The organism is Azospirillum rugosum (genome assembly GCF_017876155.1).
GTDB lineage: Bacteria > Pseudomonadota > Alphaproteobacteria > Azospirillales > Azospirillaceae > Azospirillum > Azospirillum rugosum.
On record NZ_JAGINP010000008.1, the window covers coordinates 1 to 19117 of the forward strand.

Sequence of the window (19117 nt, forward strand, 5' to 3'; positions counted from 1 at the left end):
ATCACCGGCACCTACACGGTGGACGAGGACGCGACACTGGCGCTGGGCACCGGCCTGTCGGTGAGCGACGCCCTGGACGTGCCGTTCGGCAGCGTGGCGAACGCGACGGTGACCGTGACGGTGGGCGTGGCGCACGGCACGCTGACGCTGGGCGGCGACACAAGCGCGCTGACCGGTTCCAACGGAGCGAGCACGCTGACGCTGAGCGGCACGATCGCCAACGTCAATGCGGCCTTGCAGCGGCTGACCTACGCCCCGACGCACGACTACAGCGGTGACAACACGCTGACGCTGACGGTCAACGACGGCGGCAACGGCAGCCTGGGTGGCGGCACGGGCGCGCTGAGCCACACGGCGACCAAGACGATCACCGTCAATCCGGTCTCCGACACGCCGAATCTGACCATCAACGGCACGCTCAATCCGTCCGCCGCCATCACCGTGATGGGGAACGAGGACAGCGACATTTCCATCGCCACCGTGATCGGGGAGACCGACACGCTGGGCGTGGACGAGACCATCAGCTTCAATCTGGACGGCATCCCGGCCGGCTGGGTGGTCAAGGACAACGGCACCCCGCTGACCCTGGTCGCCAATGGGAACGGCACCTTCAACACGGGCGTGCTGGCGGGCGCCAAGCTGGCGACCCTGACCATCCGCCCGCCGCAGGACTGGAACGCGCAGCAGCCGGGCAAGACCGCGCCGACGCTGACCATCACGGCCTACAGCGCCGACCAGGGGGCTACGGCGGCGACGCGGACCGGCACGATCGTCCTGAACGTCGCCCCGGTCAGCGACGACACGGTGCCGGCCAACGACACCAACAGCCTGACCGAGGACACCGCGAGCGTCTCCAAGACCGCGGCCACCGGCGTGCTGTCCAACGACAGCGACGTGGACCTGGAGCAGACGCTGAGCGTGCAGGGCGTGGCCGCCGGCAACACCGGCACGGCGCTGACCAACGGCACCGGCGTCGGCAGCGCGGTCACCGGGACCTGGGGCCGGCTGACGCTGAACGCCGACGGTTCCTACGGCTACCAGCTCGACACCGCGTCGGTTCAGTTCCTGCGCGACGGCCAGACCCGCACGGACGTCTTCACCTACACGGTGAACGACACCGGCGCGCTCGGCGCGCCGAAGACGGCGACGCTGACCATCACCATCAACGGCCTGAACGACGCGCCGGTGGTGGACCTGAACGGCGCGGTCGCCGGGACCGGCACCACCCTGACCTACACGGAGGTGGACGGCACCGACAGCAGCACGGGCACCGCGCTCTGGCCGTCGGCGACCCTGTCCGACCCGGACAGCGGCAAGCTCGCCAGCCTGACCATCACCGCCGGCAGCATCCTGGACGGCAACGCCGAGATTCTGCGCATCGGCGGCACCGACTTCGCGCTGGGCACCAGCACGGGCAGCCCGGTCACCGTCACGGCCGGCGCCACCAGCTTCCAGGTTAGCGTGGTCGCCAGCGGCACCGGCGCCGTGATCACCATCACGCCCGCCAGCGGCGGCGCCATGACGCTTGCTGACACGGCGACGCTGCTGGCCGGCATCACCTACCGCGACACGTCGGACAAGCCGAACACCAGCAGCACCCGCGGCTTCGCCGTGCAGGTGACCGACGCCGGCAGCAACGACGACGGCACGCCGGTCGGCACCAGCCTCGCCAGCAACACGGCGACGGCCACGGTGACGGTGGTGACGACCAACGAGGCGCCGGTGGTCGACCTGAACGGCGCCGCAGCCGGGTCCGACAACGCGGTCATCTACACCGAGGTCGCCAACGGGACGGAGCCGGAGCTGGCCATCGCCGCCGCGGCCACCCTGGCCGACATCGACAACGCCAACCTGACGCGGATGGTGCTGACCGTCGGCTCCGTTGCCGACGGCGCGCACGAGTTCCTGACCATCGGCGGCACCCGCTTCGCCATCGGCACGGACGTCACCGCGCAGGTGGTGGACGCCGGGGCGCTCGGCCGCTTCAGCGTGACCATCGCGACGGTCGGCGGCGACCGTCGGGTGGACATCCGCGCGCTCGGCGCCGGCTCGACCGCCACGGTGGACACGAAGGCGGACTTCGCCAGCCTGCTTCAGGGCATCACCTACAGCAACACCAGCGACAACCCGTCGGGCACGCGCACGGTGACGGTGCAGGTGACCGACGCCGGCACGGACGACGCCATCGCGGCGGAAGACGAGCGGGTCAGCAACCTGCCGACCACCACCATCTCCTTCGTCGCGGCCAACGACCAGCCGCGCTTCTCCGGCAACTACCAGGACCGGACGGCGCGGGAGAACGCGGTGAACGTGACCGGCGGCGCGCCGGTGGCGCTGATCGGCAATCCGGCGGCGGTGACTCTCAACGACGCCGACAGCCCGAATTACGTCGGCGGCTCCATCACCGTCTCCGGCCTCGCGGCCGACGACCGGCTGTCGCTGCCCGCGACGGTGACGGCGGCGGACGGGGGCGTGCGGCTGAACGGCGGCACGACCGTCCAGGTCTACGCCAACGGCGACTGGCGCAGCATCGGCACCCTGTCGGGCGGCAACGGCGCGACCCTGACCATCGCCATCAACGGCGCCGATGCGGCCACCTACGGCACCGTCGCCAACGTCGAGCGGGTGATCGAGGCGCTGACCTACCAGAACAGCAGCGACCGCCCGACGCCGGGCCCGCGCACCCTGACGATCGCCGTCAACGACGGCGGCACTGGGATCGCCGGCACGACGACCCTGGCCCTGACCGTGGTGCCGGAGAACGACCGGCCGGTCATCACCAGCTTCGGCGCCAGCGGCCCGACCTTCACCGAGGATGGCGCGGCCGTCGTGCTGGACGGCGACGCCACGCTGCTGGATGCCGACATCGGCGACGCCAGCGGCGGCCCGAACGACTACCGCGGCGTGACCCTGACCTTCCAGCGCAGCGGCGGCACGCCGAACGCGGAGGACCGCTTCGGCTTCAACGGCAGCGCCGCCACCGCCAACTCCATCTACGCCGTCGGGACGGAGCTGCGGCTCGCCAACGGCACGGCGGACCCGTCCGATGACGTGGTCATCGGCACCATCGACACCACGACCGCCGGGCGCCTGCGCATCACGCTGGGCGGCACCGCGGCGGTGACCCAGGATGTCGCCAGCCGGGTGATCCAGGCGATCACCTACACGAACCTGAGCGAGAATGTGGACGGCGTGTCGGCCGGCCCGGTGTCCATCGACCTGACGGTCGACGACCGCAACGGCTCGGCCCAGGTGAACCAGGGCGACGGCGGCGCGCTTGCGGCGACCGCGACCACCTCCGTCACCATCGTCCCGGTCAACGAGCCGATCCGCACCGGCACCGCGCCGGTCCTGACCCAGGTCGCCTACGCCGAGAACGCGGCCCCGCAGCGGCTGTTCAACGACGCGGCGGTGACCATCACCGACAACGACAACGCCACCTTCAACGGCGGCGCCGTCACGGCACGCTTCACCAGCGGCGGCCAGGCGTCCGACCGGTTGGTGGTGGTCGGCAGCGGCGACGCGGCGTCGAACTTGATCAGCGTGTCCGGCACCGACGTTCTGTGGGACGCCGACGGGTCGGGCGCCGGGGCGGCCGTGGTGATCGGCACCCTGTCGGGCGGCACCGACGCGAACACCGCTCTGACCATCGCGCTGAACGGCAACGCCGTGCCGGCGGCGGTGCAGGCGCTGATCCGCCAGATCGCCTTCGCCAACGGCAGCGACGACCCGGTCGGCGGCGCAGGCGCCATCCGCACCGTTTCGGTCGACGTGCGCAACGGCGCCGTCGGGGCGGCCACCACCCAGACCGCGACCGGCCTGTTCACCAACACCGTCCTGGTCACGCCGGAGAACGACGCACCCGTCATCGACCGCGCCGACGGCAGCACCATCCGCGGCACCACGATCACGGAGTGGAACGGCAGCGGCACCTACACCAACAGCGGCGACACGGTCGCCTCGCTGGTCGCCCTGCTGGGCGCCGACGCCCACGACGCGGACAACCGCGCGGGCGGCGTCGGCACGCCGACCGACGGGCTGGGCCTCGCCGTCACCGGCGTGCTCAACACCGACGGGCGGTGGCAGTATTCCACGGACGGCTCGACCTGGACCGACATCCCCACTGGCACGTCGGCCACCGCGGCGCTGCTGCTGAACCCGACCGACCGCGTCCGCTTCGTGCCGACGGCCCTGTTCAACGGCGATGCCGGGGCCCGGCTGACGCTGAAGCTGTGGGACCGCACGAGCACCGGCACCAACACCACGGCCGACGACGCGAACACCACCGACGGCGACCGCAACAAGGGCGACAACGACCAGTTCAGCGACCGCACGGTGGTGCTGACCGCCCGCGTCAGCGCGGTGAACGACGCGCCGGTCAACACGGTGCCCACCACGCTGACGGGGATCAAGGAGGACACGGCCTTCACCTTCAGCGGGTCGAACGCCTTCTCCATCGCCGACGTCGACGTGAACGAGAATCCGGACGTCGCCAACCGCACGCTGACCATCACGCTCACCGCGCAGCACGGCGTGCTGACGCTCGGTGACGCGGCCAGCCGGGCCGGGGTGACCTTCACCAGCGGCGACGGCGTCACCGACGCCACGGTGACGGCGACCGGCACGCTCGCCAACCTGCAGGCGCTGCTGGCGTCGGTCACCTACAAGGGCGACGCCAACTTCAACGGCACCGACAGCATCACCATCACCACCAACGACCGCGGCAATTTTGGGGCCGGCGGTCCGCTCCAGGACGTGGACACCGTCACCTTCACGGTGCAGGCGGTGAACGACGCCCCGACGGCGGCCTCCACCGCCACGGTCACGCTGACGCCGGTGGCGGAGGACATCGACGGCACCACCAACACCGGCTCCACGGTCGGCGACCTGTTCGCCGCCCGCCTGACCGACGCGCCCGACGCGGTGACCGGCGGCAGCAGCGCCAACACCTTCGCCGGCATCGCCATCGTGTCCGGCACCGCCGACGCGGCCAAGGGGCAGTGGCAGTACCAGATCGGCGGCACCGGCGCCTGGGTCAATGTCGGCGACCGGACGCTCGCCTCCGCGCTGCTGCTCGGGTCCGGCGACCGGCTGCGCTTCCAGCCGGCCGGCGACTTCAACGGCCCGGCGCCGCAGCTCGGACTCCGCCTCGTCGAGGACGGTGGTGCTGCGATCAGCGGCGGCACGGTCGTGGACATCAGCGGCGCCACGGCCACGGGCGGCGAGACCCGCTACGCCGACGCGGCAAACCAGTTGACGCTGGCGACCAGCGTCACGGCGGTGAACGACCGCCCGGTGGTCACCGGCAGCGGCCCCGTCGCCATCGCGGTGACGGAGGACAGCACCCCGGCCGGCGCGACCTTCGCCAGCCTGCTGGCCGGCCGCTACACCGACACGACGGACGACCAGACCGCCAAGGGGGGCTCGGCCGACGCCACGGCGCTCAGCTACGTCGCCATCGTCGGCAACGCGTCGGTGGCCGGGCAGGGCACGTGGCAGTATCTCGCCAACGGCACGACCTGGACCGACATCCCGACCACGGGCCTGTCCGCCGCGTCGGCGCTGGTGCTCGACGCCGCCACGCAGGTGCGCTTCGTGCCGGCCGCGAATTTCCACGGCACGCCGGGTGCGCTGACGCTGCGGCTGGCCGACGGCTCCGCCAACCCGGTCACGGCCAGCGGCTCCGCCACGGACCTGAAGGACCTGTCGGCGAACGGCGGCACCGGTCTGACCGGCCGCTGGTCGCTGGGCAGCGTCGACCTGCAACCCACCGTCGGCAACGTCAACGACGCGCCGACCGCCAGCGGCTCGGCGACGCTGCCCGCCATCGCCGAGGACACGCCGACCGCTGGGATCCCCGGCGCCACGGTGGCGAGCCTGTTCGGCCCGCTCTACGGCGACGCGGCGGACGACCGCACGGGCATCACCGGCGGTGCCGACGCCAGCACGCACACGCTGGCCGGCGTCGCCATCGTCGGCAACGCCGCGACGGCGGCCCAGGGCCAGTGGTGGTACTCGACCGACGGCACGACCTGGACACTGCTGCCCGCCAACCTGTCGGACAGCAACGCGCTGGTCCTGCCGACCACCGCCAGCCTGCGCTTCGTGCCGGCGGCGGACTGGAACGGCACGCCGGGCGGCCTGACCGTGCGTCTGTCCGACGCCACGGTTGGCGCCGCAGCGAGTGGCCAGACCCTGGCCATCGGCGGCAGCAACCCGTGGTCCGCTACGACGGTTACGCTCGGCACCTCCGTCACCGCGGTGGAGGACGCCATTGAGGCGGCCAACGACAGCACCGGCATCCTGGAGGACGCGGCGGCCCCGGCCACGGGCAACGTGCTCGCCAACGATTTCGACCGCGACTCCCTGGGCACCATCGCGCCGCAGACGCTTTATGTGACGGCGATTCGGGGCACCGGGGCGACGGCCAGCCCCATCGACACCAGCGCCAACACCAGCGTCACGGTCAATGGCCGCTACGGCACGCTGACCATCAAGCGCGACGGCAGCTACAGCTACACGCTGGACAGCAGCCTCGACGTCATCCAGCAGCTTCGCCAGGGGCAGACGCTGAACGACGAGGTCTTCACCTACACGGTGGACGACGTGCTGGCCGCCGACGGCAGCAACGTGGGCAGCGCCGCGGTCAGCCGGACGCTCACCATCACCATCACCGGCGTGAACGACGTTCCGGTGGCCAAGCCCGACACCGGCGCGATCCAGGAGGACGCCACCAGCCCGGCGACCGGCACCGTCCTGTCGAACGACGTGGAGATCGACGCCAACGATCCGGGCACGGTGACGGCGGTCGGCTTCGGCGCCACGGCGGGCACGGTCGGAACGGCGCTTGCCGGCGGCTACGGCTCGCTGACGCTGAAGGCGGACGGCACCTGGTCCTACGCCATCGACAACGGCTCGGCCGCCGTGCAGGCCCTGGCGGCCGGCGAGACGCTGACGGAGACCTTCACCTACACCGTCACCGACACCGCGGGCGCCACCAGCGGCTCCACCCTGACCATCACGATCACCGGCACCAACGACGTGCCCGTGATCGGCACCACCGGCACGAGCGGCGCGGTGGTCGAGGACGCGAGCAGCCCGACGCTGACCAGCGGCGGCACGATCGGCCTCACCGACCTGGACCTGACCAACACGCACACGGTGACGGTCGGAGCGGCAACGGTCAGCACGTCCACGGGCATCCCGAGCGGCTTCGTGCCGACCGGCGGCTTCGGCACGCTGACCGCCAGCGTGGTGGAGGACGCCACCGACGCGTCCAACGCCGGGCAGATCGCTTGGAGCTTCGCGGTCGACAACGCCGTGGTGCAGGGCCTCGCGGCGGGTGAGGCCGTCACGCAGGTCTACACCCTGACCCTGAAGGACTCGAGCGGCGCCACGGTGACCCGCGACGTCACGGTGACCATCACCGGCACCAACGATACCCCGGTGATCGGTGCGGGCAAGGTCGCCGGAGCGGTGGTGGAGGACGCCAGCACGCCGACGCTGACCGACAGCGGGACCATCGCCTTCACCGACGTGGACCTCAGCAACACGCACACGGTGACCATCGGCGCGGCGACGGTCAGCACGTCGGCCGGTGTGCCGACCGGCTTCGTCCCCGCGGGTGGCTTTGGCACGTTGACCGCCAGCATCGTCGAGGACGCCACCGACACGTCCAACGCCGGGCAGATCGCCTGGACCTTCACGGTCGACAACGCGGCCGTTCAGGGCCTCGCGGCCGGCGAGGTGGTGACGCAGGTCTACACCCTGACCCTGAAGGACTCGAGCGGCGCCACGGTGACCCGTGACGTGACGGTGACCATCACCGGCACCAACGACGCGCCGGTGATTGGTGCGGGCAAGACCAGCGGGGCGGTGGTGGAGGACGCCGGCACGCCGACCCTGACGGACACGGGCACGATTGCCTTCACCGACGTGGACCTCAGCAACACGCACACGATCACGGTCGGCGCGGCGACGGTCAGCACGTCCACGGGCGTTCCCACGGGCTTCGTCCCGGCGGGTGGCTTTGGCACGCTGACCGCCAGCATTGTGGAAGATGCCACGGACCTGAGCAGCGCCGGCCAGATCGCCTGGAGCTTCGCGGTGAACAACGCCGCCGTGCAAGGCTTGGCGGCCGGTGAGGTGGTGACCCAGGTCTACACACTGACCCTGAAGGACGCGAGCGGCGCTACGGTCACGCGCGATGTCACGATCACAATCACCGGCACCAACGACACGCCCGTCGTCGGCATCGACAAGCTGGCCGGCGCCGTCACGGAGGACGCGGCCGCCACGACGCTGACCGACACGGGCACGATCGACCTCGGTGACACGGATCTGTCCGACGCCCACGGTGTTAACGTCGCCTTCGCCGCCACCACCGGCTCGGCGCAGCTGGGCACGCTGACCGCCGTCGTCCAGGCGGACAGCAGCGGGACCGGCACGGGCGGCACCATCGCCTGGACCTACAGCGTGGACAACGCCGCGGTGCAGTTCCTGGCCGCCGGCCAGACGGTGACGGAGACCTACACGCTCACCGTCTCCGACGGGAAGGGTGGGGAGGTCGTGCGGACGGTTGCCGTCACCATCACGGGGACCAATGACGCCCCGGTGATCGGCACCGCCAAGCTGACCGGCGCCGTGACGGAGGACGCCGGCGGCGGGACGACCCTGACCGACACGGGCACCATCGCCTTCACCGACGTGGACCTGACGGACGCGCACAACGTCACCGCGGCCTTCGTCTCGACCAACAATACGGGCAGCGGCACGGGCCAGCTCGGCACGCTGACGGCCGTCCGGACGGCGGACACCACGGGCAGCGGCACCGGCGGCGCGGTCACCTGGACCTACAGCGTGGGCAACGCGGCGGTGCAGTTCCTGGCGGCCGGGCAGACGGTGACGGAGACTTATGCCGTCACGGTGTCGGACGGGAAGGGCGGAACCGCCACCCGCACCGTCACGGTGACCATCACCGGCACCAACGACGCGCCGGTGATCGGGACTGCGAAGCTGACCGGCTCGGTCACCGAGGATGCCGGCTCCGGCACGCTGACCGACACGGGCACGGTCGCCTTCACCGACGTGGATCTGACCGACGCGCACAGCGTCGCGGCCGCCTTCGTCTCCACGACGGGGAGCGGCGCGCTGGGCAGCCTCACCGCGGTGCGGACGGTGGACACGACGGGGACGGGCACCGGCGGGCAGGTCACCTGGACCTACAGCGTCGACAACGCCGCCCTGCAGTTCCTCCGCGCCGGCGAGACGGTGACGGAGACCTACGCGATCACCGTCTCCGACGGAAAGGGCGGCACGGTCACGCGCAACGTGGTCGTCACGCTCACCGGCACCAACGACGCCCCGACCGTCACCGGCGCGCCGCCGACCGCGTCGGGCAACGCCGGGCAGGAGATGGCGCTCACCGTCGACCGCGGGCGCTTCGCCGACGTGGACCGCGGCGACAGCCTGACCTTCACGGCGACGCTGGCCGACGGCCGGCCGCTGCCCTCCTGGCTGTCCTTCGACCCGGCGACCCTGACCTTCCGCGGCACGCCGCCGCAGGACGCGGGCGGCACCCTGGCGCTGACGCTGCGGGCCACCGACACGGCCGGCGCCTCGGCGACGCTGGGCGTGACCTTCACCATCACGGCGGAGGTGCCGCGGTCGGACACGCCGACGACGGGCACCCCGACGACCACCACGCCGACCACGCCCACCAACCCCGCCGCGACGCCGACCAACTCGGACTCGCTGATCACCGGGTCGGGCAACGCCACGCCGAACGCGCCGCTGGTCACCGGCACCACCCCGGCGGGCGACGGGCTGACCACCGGCTTCACCGCGAACCCGCTGACCCAGGTGCAGGCCGGCGACAGCGGCGGCTTCGGCGCCGGGTTGGTGAACACGGCCAGCCTGTTGAACCGCCAGGGCAACGGCGACCTGTCCACCGCGGCCATCTTCCGGCAGACCAGCCAGGCCAACGTGGAGCTGTTCCTCGCCGGGTCGGTCGGCAACCAGACCGTGCTGCCGGAGCAGCAGGCGAGCTTCCAAGTGCCGAAGAACATCTTCCGGCACACCAACCCGAACGAGCGGCTCGTCTACCAAGCGGTCCGGCCGGATGGCAGCCCGCTGCCCAACTGGCTGCAGTTCGACGCGCAGAATCTGTCCTTCCGCGGCGTGCCGCCGGCCCAGGCGCGCGGCGCGCTGGACATCGTCATCGTCGCCAAGGACGGCCGCGGCAACCAGGCAGCGGCCCAATTCCGCATCCTGGTCACCCAGGACCTGAACACCCAGGCCCCCATCGGCAACGGCCGCGGCGAGCAGCCGAGCGGTGGCGAAGGCCGCCCGCAGGCCCAGGGGCAACAGCCTCCGGGCGAAGGGCAGGGGCAAGGTCCGGGGCAGGGCGGAAGCCCGTCCGGGAACCAGGGCGAAGGGCAGGGCGGCGAGCCGGGCCAGCCAACGCTTCAGGTGCCGAAGGACCAGCGCGCCGACGCCGGGGCGCCGGACTCCATGGAGGGGGCCGACGCCTGGGCGACGACGGGCCGCAGCGTCGCCGACGCAGGTCATTTCGGCGCGGCGCCGCTCGCCGGCCGCACCTCCTTCACCGCGCAGCTTCACGCCGCCGGCCGGCCCGGCCTGCTGGCGGAGGCGCGCAGCCTTCTGAACGCGCTTCTCGTCACCGACGACCGCAACGCCGCCTAAACCTCGCCCCCTGAACCTCGCCCTCTGCCCCCCGCAGCATCACACAGAGCCTACGACCCGCATGAGCCCTCACCGCATGCTACGCTCCCTCGGCCCGCTTGGCGCGGTCGCCCTCCTCGGAGCCTGTGCCGTCGCCCCGGCCCCGATCCAGCCGGAGGAGCATCTGGCGCGCGCCAGGACCGACTACGCGCAACTCTACAAGGACCAGGCGCCGCTGACCGGTCCGCTGACCGCGTCGGAGGCGGTGGCGCGGGCGCTGAAGTACAACTACGACCAGCAGCTCGCCAGCGTGGAAGCGTCCATGCAGGCCAGCCAGTTCGACGTCGCGGTGACGAACATGCTGCCGCGGCTGGCGGCCAGCGCCGGCTACAACGTGCGCAACAACGAGAACGCGTCCTCGTCCCTGTCGGTGCTCACCCGGCGGCAGTCGCTGGAGCCCTCGACCTCACAGGACAAGGACCGCGGCACCGCCGACCTGACCTTCTCCTGGAACCTTCTGGACTTCGGCGTCGGCTATTTCCAGGCGCGCCAGCAGGGCGACCGGGCGCTGATCGCTGTGGAGCGGCGCCGGCGCGTCATCAACAACATCGCCAAGGAGGTGCGCAGCGCCTACTGGCGCACGGCGACGGCGCAGCGCCTGCTGCCGCGGATCGACCCGCTGCTCGCCGACGCCGAGAAGGCGCTGAAGGCGAACGCGGAGATCGCCAAGAACTCGCTGGAGCCGGTGCTCCAGACGCTGGAATACCGCAAGAATCTGCTGCAGGTGATCACGCAGCTGCGCCGCCTGAAGTCGGACCTGTCGGTGGCCAAGGCGCAGCTCGCCGCCCTGGTCAACATCCCGCCGCGCACCGACTTCACGGTGGAGCTGCCGCCGGAGGCGCCGTCCTTCCCGCGCAACCTGTCGGCCGATCTGCCGTCCCTGGAGCTGATCGCCCTGTCGCAGCGCCCGGAGCTGCGCGAGGAGGCCTATCAGGAACGGGTGGATCGCAACAACCTGTACAAGGAGATGATCCGGCTGGTGCCGGGCCTGTCGGTGCTGGGCGGCCTGAACTACGACAGCAACTCCTATCTCGTGAACAACCTGTGGGCCGAGGCGGGGGTGCGCGCCACCTACAACCTCGTCAACCTGATCAGCGGCCCGATCGCCATCGACGCCGCCCGGAAGCAGATCGAGGTGTCGAAGGTCCGTCGGCTGGCGCTCAGCGTCGCGGTGCTGACCCAGGTGAACGTCAGCTACCAGCAGTATCTCCGCTCGGTCGAGACGCTGGATTCGGCGCAGGAGATCTCGCAGGTGGAGGCGGGCATCGCCAAGGCCGTGTCGGACGGCGGCCTCGCCCAGGCGGAGCCGGAGTTCGAGCGCATCCGCCGCGGCCTGTCGGCCGTCGCCGCGGAGCTGGACCGCGACCGCGCCTTCACCGACCTGCAATCGTCGCTCGCCAACCTCTACACCTCGCTGGGATTCGACCCGGTGCCGGCCGCGGTGGAGACCGACGACCTGAAGACGCTGACGGTCGTGGTGAAGCGGTCGCTCGACGATCTCGACGCCGGGCGGCTGCCAGAGATCCCGCATCTGGAGCCCCTGCATCCGGAGGCGGTGTCCGACCAGACGTCCGAGAAGCCGAAGACGGAACAGCCCGTCGCCGCTCCGTCCGCGCAACCCCAGACCGCTCCGGTGTCATGACGCATCGCTTCACGGTGTTTTTGGCCGCCGCCGTCCTCCTGTCCGGCGTGGGCGAGGGGATGGCGGCGGAGGGGGGCGGGGACGCGCTGCCGCTGGTCGCGCGGGAGATCCGCGCCCAGGTCACGGCGCGGGTCGCCACCACCCTGTCCAGCCCCATGGCCGGCCGCATCCGCGACCTGTCCATCGAGGACGGCGACCGCTTCAAACAGGGGGAGGTGCTGGTCCGCTTCGACTGCGCGGTGCAGGAGGGCCAGCACGCCCGCGCCGTCGCGGTGCTGGAGAAGAACCGCCAGTTGCAGGAGGTGAACGAGCGCCTGCGCAAGCTGGGCTCGGTCAGTGTCAAGGAGATGAACGTCTCCCATGCCGACGTCGCCACCGCCGCGGCGGAGGCCGGCATCACGCGGGCCATGGTGGACCGCTGCACCGTCACCGCCCCCTTCGCCGGCCGGGTCGCCGGCGTGTCGGTCAAGCGCTACCAGTTCATCGGGGAAGGCCAGCCGATGCTGGACATCCTCGACGACAAGCAGCTGGAGCTGGAGGCCATCATCCCCTCCCGCTGGCTGGCGTGGCTGGGCGTCGGCACCGGCTTCCAGGTGGAGGTTGACGAGACGGGCAAGACCTACCAGGCCAAGGTGTCGCGCCTGTCCGGCCGCGTCGATCCGGTCAGCCAGTCGGTGAAGATCTACGCCTCGATCACCGGGGCGTCGGGCGACCTGTTGCCGGGCATGAGCGGACGGGCGCTGATTTCTCCTCCGGAGAACACAACTGGTGGTGATGCGAAACCGGTAGAAGCGAAGCCTTCGGACATGCAACCGGTGGGCAAGACACCATGAGCGCCCAGTTGAACCGGCAGCTTCTGCGGCTGTCGGCTCTGCTTCAGATTGAACGGCGCGCGCGCCACGCCGCACGGAACGAGCTGTCCTTCGTGATGGCGAACGAGACCGCCGGCGTCATGCCCTACCAGCAGGCGGCGGTGTGGGTCGGCGACGCGCGGGGGCGCATCGACGCGCTGTCCGGCGTGGCCGTCGCCGACCTCGCCGCCCCCTACGGGCAGTGGCTGTCCCGGCTGTGCGCCGAGTTGGCCGGTGGCCCAGCCGGGGCGGAGCCGCGCGCGGTGACGGCGGAGGAAGTGCCCGCCGCCATCGGCCGCGACTGGGCGGAGCATCTGGCGCCCCACGCCCTGTGGGTTCCGCTGGTGGCGCCGGGGGACCAGTTGGTCGGCGCCCTGCTGTTCGCCCGCGCGGAGCCCTGGGCGGAGGCCGACCGGCACCTGCTGGCCCACCTTGCCGACGCCTACGCCCACGCCTGGCTGCTCGCCCACGCCCGCCGGCCGCGGCTGAAGCGCCGCGGCGCCGTCTGGCGCAAGGCGGCGCTCGCGGCGCTGCTGGCGCTGGTGGTCGGGGCGGGGGCCTTCCCGGTGCGCCAGTCGGTGCTGGCCCCGGCGGAGGTGGTGCCGCGCACGCCGGTGCTGGTGCGCGCCCCCTTCGACGGGGTGGTGGACAAGGTCACGGTGACGCCCAACCAGTCCGTCGGCGCCGGCCAGCCGCTCGCCACACTGGACACCGCGCAGCTGCGCAGCAAGCTGAAGGTCGCGCAGAAGGCGCGCGAGGTGACGCAGACCGAATACCAGCAGGCCACCCAGCTGGCCGTCTTCGACCCGAAGGCCAAGGCGAAGCTGGCCATCCTCCAGGGCCACCTGGAGCAGCAGGCGGCGGAGATCGCCTACCTGCAAAGCCTGCTCGACCGTGCGACGCTGACCGCGCCTGCGGCGGGGGTGGCCGTGTTCGACGACCCCAACGACTGGATCGGGCGCCCGGTCACCCAGGGCGAGCGGATCATGATCGTCGCCAACCCGGCCGATGTGGACCTGGAAATCCGCCTGCCGGTCGGCGACGCCATCCCGCTGGACGAGCACGCCGAGGTCGCCTTCTTCCTGAACGTGGCGCCGGACGCGCCGATGCGGGCGACGCTCCAGTCCGGCAGCTACCGCGCGCAGACCATGCCGGACGGTGTGGTGGCCTACAAGCTGAAGGCCGGATTCAACGGAACCGGGGATACGCCGCGCCTGGGCTTCAAGGGCACCGCCAAGGTCTATGGCGAGACGGCGCCGCTGGCGCTGTGGATTCTCCGTCGTCCCATCGCCACGGCGCGGCAATGGCTGACGTTCTGACCGCAGCCGAAGGCATGCCCGCCGCCATGGTGGCACCGCGACGGCCACCGTCACCGGCCGAGATGCCGCTGCCGCCGCTGCGCGACGACCTGGCGCTGCTGCCCGGCCCGGCGACGCACGAGGGCGCGCCGACCTGGACGCTGCACGACCCCGCGGCCAACCGCTTCCTGCGCATCGGCTGGCTGGAGTTCGAGATCCTGCAACGCTGGCCGCTCGGCCGCGCCGACGCCATCGCGGAGGCCATCGGGCGGGAAACGCCGCTGGCTGTCTCGGCGGAGGAGGTGCTGCATTTCGTCCAGTTCGCGGAGCGCAGCGAGCTTCTGCACCCCGTCGGACCGCAGGGCACGGCGCGCATGGCGCAGCGGGTAGAGGCGCGCCGGCTGCACCCGCTGAAGTGGCTGCTGAAGAACTACCTGTTCCTGCGCGTGCCGCTGGTGCGGCCGGACGGCTTCCTGCGCGCCACGCTGCCGCTGGCGAAGCATCTCTACACGCCCGGATTCCTGATGCTGGTGCTGGTCGTGGCGATGCTCGGCCTCTACCTGATCGGGCGGCAGTGGGACAGCTTCACCCACAGCTTCCTGCACCTGTTCACGCTGGAAGGCGCAGCGATGGGCGGGGCCGCGCTGCTGGTCGCCAAGGTCATCCACGAGATGGGCCATGGCTACGCCGCGCGGCTCAGCGGCTGCCGGGTGCCGGCCATGGGGGTGGCCTTCCTGGTGCTGATGCCGGTGCTGTGGACCGACACCACGGAGGCGTGGCGCCTGACCTCGCGGCGCAAGCGCCTTCTGATCGACGCCGGCGGCATGCTGGCGGAGCTGACGCTGGCCGCCTTCGCCTCCCTGGCCTGGAGTTTCCTGCCGGACGGGCCGCTGCGGTCGGGCGTGTTCATGCTGGCCGGCACGACCTGGATCATGACGCTGGCGGTGAACCTGAACCCGCTGATGCGCTTCGACGGCTATTTCCTGATGGCCGACGCGCTGGACATCCCGAACCTCCAGGACCGCGCCTTCGCCATGGGCCGCTGGTGGCTGCGGGAGCGGCTGTTCGGCCTGGGCGCGCCGCCGCCGGAGGTGCAGCCGCCGGGGCGGCGGCGCTTCATGGTCGGCTACGCCTTCGCCATCTGGGTCTACCGCTTCGTGCTGTTCACGGGCATCGCGCTGCTCGTCTACCACCTATTCTTCAAGCTGCTCGGCCTTTTCCTGATGATGGTGGAGATCGGCTGGTTCATCGTGCGACCGATCGTGACCGAGCTCGCCGCCTGGACGGCGCAACGCCGCGCCATGCGCTGGAACCGCAACAGCGCGACGACGCTGGCCGCCGTCGGGCTGCTCGTTGCCGCCTTCCTCGTCCCCTGGCGGAGCGAGGTGAGCGCCCCCGCCCTGCTGCACGCGGAGCGGCAGGCCGTGCTCTACGCCCTGCACGCCGGCCGGATCCGCAGCCTGCCGGAGGGGATCGGCGCCGGGTTGGACGCGAACGCCGCGGCCTTCGTGCTGGAATCGCCCGACCTGACCTACAAGATCGCGCAGGCCGAGCGGCAGATCCGGCTCTACCAGGTGCAGGCCAACGCCCAGGCCGCCGACCCGGAGCAGGCCTCGCAATTGCCCGTCACTTGGCAGCAGATGGAGGGCGCGGTCGCCGACCTGGAGACGCTGACCGCCCAGCGCGACGAGATGACCGTGCGCGCGCCCTTCGCCGGCCGCGTGCTGGAGCTTGCCGACCATCTGCGCCCCGGCGCCTGGGTCGCGGCGAAGGAGCCGCTGGCCCTGCTGGTCGCCCCCGACAGCGTGGTGGCGGAGGCCTATGTGGCCGAAGCCGACCTGTCGCGCCTGACGACCGGCGCCGCCGCGCGGTTCATCCCGGAGGACGGGTCGACGCCCATCCCGCTGCGCCTGCGCACCATCGACGCGCTCGCCACGCGGGAGCTGGATTCGGCGGAACTGGCCTCCACCCACGGCGGCGGCGTGGCCGCCCGCGCCCTGCCCAACGGCAAGACCGTGACGGAGGAGGCCGTCTACCGCGCCACCCTGGCGCCGGTGGACGGCCCGACCCTGCCGCACGCCAGCCGCGGCACCGTCCTGATCGAAGGCGAACGCGAAAGCTGGGGCCGGCGCCTGTGGCGCATCGCCGTCGGCGTGCTGATCCGCGAAAGCGGGTGGTGAGATATCCCTTCTTTAAGGCGTTGATACCATAAGAAAAGCCCCTCTCCCCTTGTGGGAGAGGGGTTGGGGGTGAGGGGGCAGCCGGCCTATGCCGGAAGGAAATTCATATCCGCCCTGCCGGGCGTAACGACCCCTCATCCCAACCCTTCTCCCACAAGGGGAGAAGGGCATTTCCCCCAGCCGGAGTCATTCCCCCCGCGCCACCGGCATGGTGAAGGCCACGCGTTCCGGCCGGCCGGGCAGGGTGAGTTCGGCCTCGACCGGGGCGCAGCGGCTGACGACCTTGCCGCGCCGCAGGACGAACAAGCGGGTGGCGCGGTTGCGGATGGCCTCCACCGGGTCGGCCGCCTGGAGCACCACGAGGTCCGCGTTGCAGCCGACCTCCAGCCCATAGCCGTCGAGGTGCAGCAGCTTGGCCGGCGCCTCGGTCACCGCCTTGAAGCAGGCGACCATGCCGTCGTAGCCGGTCATCTGCGCCACGTGCAGGCCCATGTGCGCGACCTCCAGCATGTCGCCGGATCCCAGCGGATACCAGGGGTCCATCACGCAGTCGTGCCCCAATGCCACGGTCAGGCCGGCCGCCATCAGTTCCGGTACGCGGGTCATGCCGCGGCGCTTGGGGTAGGTGTCGTGGCGGCCCTGGATGACGATGTTGATCAGCGGGTTGCTGATGACGCCCAGATCGGCCTCCGCCATCAGCGGGATCAGCTTGGAGACGTAGTAGTTGTCCATGGAATGCATGGAGGTGAGGTGGGAGCCGGTGACCCGCCCCTGCATGCCCAGACGCTGCGTCTCATAGGCCAGCGTCTCCACATGGCGCGACAGCGGGTCGTCCGTCTCGTCGCAATGCATGTCGACCAGCAGGCCGCGCTCCGCCGCGATCTCGCAGAGCAGGCGGACCGACGCGGCGCCGTCGGCCATGGTGCGCTCGAAATGCGGGATGCCGCCGACCACGTCCACGCCCATGTCCAGCGCGCGCTTCAGCAGGTCTTCCGCGCCGGGAAAGCGCAGCACGCCGTCCTGCGGAAAGGCGACCAGTTGCAGGTCCAGGTAGGGGGCGACGCGCTTCTTCACCTCCAGCAGCGATTCCACGGCGAGCAGGCGCGGGTCGCAGATGTCCACGTGGCTGCGGATCGCCAGCAGGCCGCGCGCCACCGCCCAGTCGCAATAGGCGAGCGCCCGCTCGATGATGGCGTCCTGGACGAGCTGCGGCTTCAGTTCCCCCCACAGCGCGATGCCCTCCAGCAGCGTGCCGGAGCGGTTGACGCGCGGGATGCCGTAGCTGAGCGTCGAGTCCATGTGGAAATGCGCGTCCACGAAGGGCGGGGTGACCAGCCGGCCGGTCGCGTCGATCTCGCGTCCCGCCTCGCCCGCGAGGTTCGGCTCCACGGCGGCGATTCGGCCGTCGCGGATGCCGATGTCCACGCCGACCCGACCGTCGGGCAGGGTGGCGCGGCGCAGGACCAGATCGAACATCAACGTTCTCCTTTGCGGTACGGGATCATCAGCGCCCGCGGGTACGAGGCGCGGCGCGCCACCAGCACCAGCGCGAGGATGCTGAGCAGATAGGGAAGCATCAGGAAGACTTGGTAGGGCAGCACGCCGCCGGCAATCTGTTGCAGGCGCAGCTGGAACGCATCGAAGGCGGCGAACAGCAGGGCACCCAGCAGCGCCTTGCCCGGCCGCCAGGAGGCGAAGACCACGAGCGCGATGCAGATCCAGCCGCGCCCGTTGACCATGTTGAAGAAGAAGGCGTTGAAGGCCGACAGCGTCAGGAAGGCGCCGGCCAGCGCCATCAGCGCGCTTCCCGCCATGACGGCACCGATGCGCACACCGGTGACGCTCAGGCCCTGCGCCTCCGCGGCGGCCGGATTCTCGCCGACCATGCGCACCGCCAGCCCGACCGGCGTGCGGTAGAGGACGTAGGCGACCACGCCCGCCAGAAGCACCGCCAGATAGGTCAGCGGCGTCTGCGCCAGCGCGCCCGGCAGGTCCAGCGGCTGGAAGGGCGTGATGGTCGGCGGCGTGCTCGCCTGCGGCAGGACGAGCCGGTAGACGTAGTAGGACAGGCTGGTGCCCAGCAGTGTGATCCCGATGCCCGTCACATGCTGCGACAGGCCGAGCGGTACGGTCAGCGTTGCGTGCAGCAGCCCCATCAGCGCCCCGCAGCCGGCCGCCACCAGCACGCCGGTCCACAGGTCGGCCCCCTGGTAGACGGCCATCCAGCCGGCCATGGCGCCGAGCGTCATGATGCCCTCGATGCCCAGGTTCAGCACCCCGGCGCGCTCGCAGACCAGCTCACCCAGCGTGCCCAGCACGTAAGGCGTGGCGATGCGCAGCACGGCGGTCCAGAAGGCGGCGGAGAGGAGGATGTTCAGAATGTCTTGGGCGATTTCCATGATG

Annotated in this window: 7 protein-coding genes; 5 read left to right on the top strand and 2 right to left on the bottom strand. The window is 71.3% G+C overall.

All coding sequences use genetic code 11. From position 1 onward, the window contains the following. Positions 1–18: 18 nt before the first annotated feature. The 5 genes from J2851_RS12440 (at position 19) to J2851_RS12460 (ending at position 16714) form a co-directional block, all read left to right on the top strand. Positions 19–10704: a VCBS domain-containing protein gene (locus tag J2851_RS12440; RefSeq protein ID WP_209766606.1), complete on the top strand. Its 10686-nt coding sequence runs from the start codon at positions 19–21 to the stop codon at positions 10702–10704. A 76-nt stretch (positions 10705–10780) separates the two neighbouring features. Beyond that, complete coding sequence (locus tag J2851_RS12445; RefSeq protein ID WP_209766607.1) at positions 10781–12385, top strand: TolC family protein; 1605 nt, start codon at positions 10781–10783, stop codon at positions 12383–12385. Next, complete coding sequence (locus J2851_RS12450) at positions 12382–13218, top strand: efflux RND transporter periplasmic adaptor subunit (protein WP_209766608.1); 837 nt, start codon at positions 12382–12384, stop codon at positions 13216–13218. The genes J2851_RS12445 and J2851_RS12450 overlap by 4 nt, the downstream gene beginning before the upstream one ends. Continuing rightward, on the top strand, positions 13215–14555 hold the full coding sequence (locus J2851_RS12455) for an efflux RND transporter periplasmic adaptor subunit (protein WP_209766609.1): 1341 nt from the start codon (positions 13215–13217) through the stop codon (positions 14553–14555). Before J2851_RS12450 ends, J2851_RS12455 begins: the two co-directional genes overlap by 4 nt. Then, complete coding sequence (locus J2851_RS12460) at positions 14540–16714, top strand: HlyD family efflux transporter periplasmic adaptor subunit (protein ID WP_209766610.1); 2175 nt, start codon at positions 14540–14542, stop codon at positions 16712–16714. Before J2851_RS12455 ends, J2851_RS12460 begins: the two co-directional genes overlap by 16 nt. 186 nt (positions 16715–16900) lie before the next feature. Here J2851_RS12460 and J2851_RS12465 read toward each other — a convergent pair whose 3' ends face one another. Together J2851_RS12465 and J2851_RS12470 are read right to left on the bottom strand one after the other, a co-directional pair. Then, complete coding sequence (locus J2851_RS12465; RefSeq protein WP_209766611.1) at positions 16901–18190, bottom strand: amidohydrolase family protein; 1290 nt, start codon at positions 18188–18190, stop codon at positions 16901–16903. After that, positions 18190–19113: an ABC transporter permease gene (locus J2851_RS12470; protein ID WP_209766612.1), complete on the bottom strand. Its 924-nt coding sequence runs from the start codon at positions 19111–19113 to the stop codon at positions 18190–18192. The genes J2851_RS12465 and J2851_RS12470 overlap by 1 nt, the downstream gene beginning before the upstream one ends. Positions 19114–19117 lie beyond the last annotated feature (4 nt).